The following is a 3,025-nucleotide window of genomic DNA, read 5'->3' on the forward strand; positions in this document are numbered from 1 at the left end:
TGTTCCACGGTTTGGAAGCCAGGGTTCTTGCCTACTACTGGCGCCGAAGTCTCACGAAGGCCGTGGCGGCGCGCGAACTCAGCGAACATCTCCGGCATCGATCCAGCGACGAATGCTTTCTCGCCGGCCTTTTGCAGGACCTTGGCCTCCTGGTCTTCATCCAGGCACTTGGTTCGCCTTTCCAGCGATTTATCGAGAAGGTGCTGGAGCAGCGGGAGGATCTCTACCGACGGGAACGCGACGTTTTCGGGTTCGATCACCGTGACGTCTCCGCTGCCCTCCTCCGGCACTGGGGAATGCCCACCAGCATTGCCGACGCCCTCGGTGCGGAGGTCGAATCAACCTCCCTGGTGACGGCCGAGATTCGGACGCGCCGGGCTATTCTGGAAGTCGCGGAATCCGCAGCCATACTGCTTGCCGAGGCTCGAAGTGAGGCCTGGCCGGCCTGGCAACTGGGCGTGGAGTCCCTGGGCGAGGGTGAAACGAGTGTCAAGCCGGACGAACTCCTCCGGCAAATTCATATGAAGGTGTTGCAACTGGGCGAAGTGCTTTCCCTCCGCCTGCCTCCGGGAGAAAGTGTGGAAAAAATTCTTGCCCGTGCCCACAACGCCCTCGCCCGCGAAGCCGAGGCCGTGGCCGGAGGTCTCCTTCGCCCCAACAGTCCATGCACCGCACAACCACCAGTTCGCTCAACGGAAGACGAGGAACTCGAACGGACTCTCAATCACTACATCGAGCGGGGTCCGGAATCGCCCGCGTGTATGTCGGAAAAAAGCGCGACAATCCCCAACCTTAAAAAGCGCCGGAGCAGTGCCTCCGACCGCAGCAAACCTATCGAAATGCATCGAGGTATCCGGCTGGAAACTGAGGAAGGCCTCGAAAAGCACGACGTCACATCGCCTGCCAGCGACCCCGGTTTGCTGGGCGCTCTGCGGAACGCCGTGACCTGGTGCCGCACAAATCGCTGCGGTCTGAGCCTGGTGCTGGTTGATTATCTTGAACTGGCCGATTTGGTCGTGCACCTCGGCCCCGGAGTGCTCGACACTCTTCAAAACGTGTTATTCAAAGCCTGCCAGGCGATGGAACACCCGGGTAGTGTTACGTGGCCCTTCGGAGATGCCGGTTGCGCCTGGATTCTACCCGACTGCGAACGCGAGCTGGCCGTCACCTACGCCCATGAACTGATGCGTCGCCTTCGCTCGGTCTTCGCTGCGTCCTGGAGCGTGCCTGTCCGGCTCCGCCTGGGTGTCTCCTATGTGGCGACTCCCGCCCCCAATTTTCCGCCCGAGGATCTTCTGGCTGCCGCGGAGCGATGTCTTTTTGGATCCGGCGCTTGCGGTGGGGGTGTCGTCAAAAGCATCGAAATCTACTGACCCTCATTCAAGCCCTCACGGCCCAAAGGTGCGCGCCACCGTCCTCTGCAAATCTTGTCCGACCAGCATCTCCCCGGACAATAAGATGACGGGCAGTTAATGATATTGCCAGCCTGGGCGATTGCTTTTGCCATGGAAGTCTGGAGGTCAAGCGGCATGAAAAAAACCGGCTCACGCCCCTGGGAAACAGATGCTCCTATCCGGGTCGGCATTTCCGCCTGCCTGTTGGGACAGCTCGTGCGGTACGACGGCACCCACAAGCACGACCCTTTCCTCACCGGGACCCTGGGGCGCTACGTCGAATGGGTTCCCGTGTGTCCGGAGGTGGAAATTGGCCTGGGCGTTCCGCGACCAACATTACGTTTGGAGTGGCGGGAGAAAGAGGTCGCGCTGATCATGCCCAGCGAGGATCGGGATCTTACAAGCATCATGCGGCGATTTGCGGCCCGTCGCATCAAGGATCTGATGGAGGCAGACATCTGCGGCTACGTGCTGAAAAAGAATTCCCCCAGTTGCGGAATGGAACGTGTGAAGGTCTACAAGCCGGAGGGCCAACCGGGCGGCATCTTCGCCGATGTCCTCCTCCAGAAAATGCCCTACCTGCCCGTGGAAGAGGAAGGCCGGCTCCATGACCCCCGGCTCCGGGAAAACTGGATCACGCGGATCTTTGCCTTTCATCGCCTGAAAACACTTTGGGCGTCGCGCTGGACACTCCAGGACCTGGTGGCTTTCCACACCGCTCACAAGTACCTTCTTCTCGCCCACTCGCCGCAGCATTACAAGACCCTGGGCCAGCTTGTTGCCCAAGCAAAAGACTTTTCCCGCGCAGAATTGAAATCCCGGTATGAAGCGGAATTCATGACGGCTTTAAAACGGCTGGCCACTCCCGCCAAGAACTGCAATGTTCTGCAACACATGCTCGGTTTTTTCAAAAAGGACCTTCCCGAGGATGTCCGGAAAGAAATTCGGGAGGCTATCGAGGAATACCGGCAGGGGATTGTTCCGCTCATCGTTCCGATCACCCTGATCGCCCATTACGCCAGGCGGCTTCAAATTGAGTATCTCCTCGACCAGGTTTATCTTTCGCCCCATCCGAAGGAATTGGCCCTCCGAAATCACGTTTGAATGCCCGTCGGATGCCGCTTTCGGCTTTTTGAATCGGATGAAAATTTCCCGAGCAGGTTTTCAGCCCTGACCAGAGTTTACTGAGCCAGTACGAATGACGCGGAGAAGATACCATTCGCACTGCGCTTCTTCGGCAGGTGATTCTGTCCCCAGAACAATCCGCACCGTCACCTTCTTCCCTTTTAATTGGGAAACATCCACCCGAAAAGGCTCCGGGAGCGTCGCGGCGCCCCGCTCAGGGACGGCGGTATCCCCTAACGATTGGCCGTCAGCGAGAACTTCCAGCCGGACGACGGGAGTTCCTGAAGGCCGGCAGACCAGGAGTTCCAGAGTCTGCGCGTCGGCTGGCAGAAAGATGGTTCGCTCGATAGCGAAACGTCCGCGAAAAACGTGCATCCAGCGGAACTCCGGCGGATTCTCCGTGCGATCAAGATAGCTCACAACCTGTGGGCCGTGGACGGCGTCTGCTTCCGGGCTGACAATCCGCCACCCTTCCCAACAAGGAAAGAGCGACACCTGCCGGCGAC

At 59.2% G+C, this 3,025-nt stretch carries 3 protein-coding genes; 2 read left to right on the top strand and 1 reads right to left on the bottom strand.

Annotated elements, in window-relative coordinates; translation table 11 throughout:
• A partial coding sequence (locus tag H5U08_RS14275) for an HDOD domain-containing protein (protein ID WP_297034449.1) occupies positions 1-1,373 on the top strand: 1,373 nt, incomplete at its 5' end.
• A 156-nt stretch (positions 1,374-1,529) separates the two neighbouring features.
• Entirely contained in the window at positions 1,530-2,498 is a 969-nt protein-coding gene (locus tag H5U08_RS14280) for a DUF523 and DUF1722 domain-containing protein (protein WP_297034451.1), read from the top strand.
• Positions 2,499-2,558: 60 nt separating this feature from the next.
• Here the strand turns inward: H5U08_RS14280 and H5U08_RS14285 are convergent.
• The coding region (locus H5U08_RS14285; RefSeq protein ID WP_297034454.1) for a hypothetical protein at positions 2,559-3,025 on the bottom strand (467 nt) is incomplete at its 5' end.

The organism is Thermogutta sp., assembly GCF_014359955.1.
GTDB lineage: Bacteria > Planctomycetota > Planctomycetia > Pirellulales > Thermoguttaceae > Thermogutta.

What these genes read in the sequence shown, in the direction of transcription:
- H5U08_RS14280 (WP_297034451.1), top strand. Translation starts at nt 1,530, where the DNA reads ATGAAAAAAACCGGCTCACGCCCCTGGGAAACAGATGCTCCTATCCGG.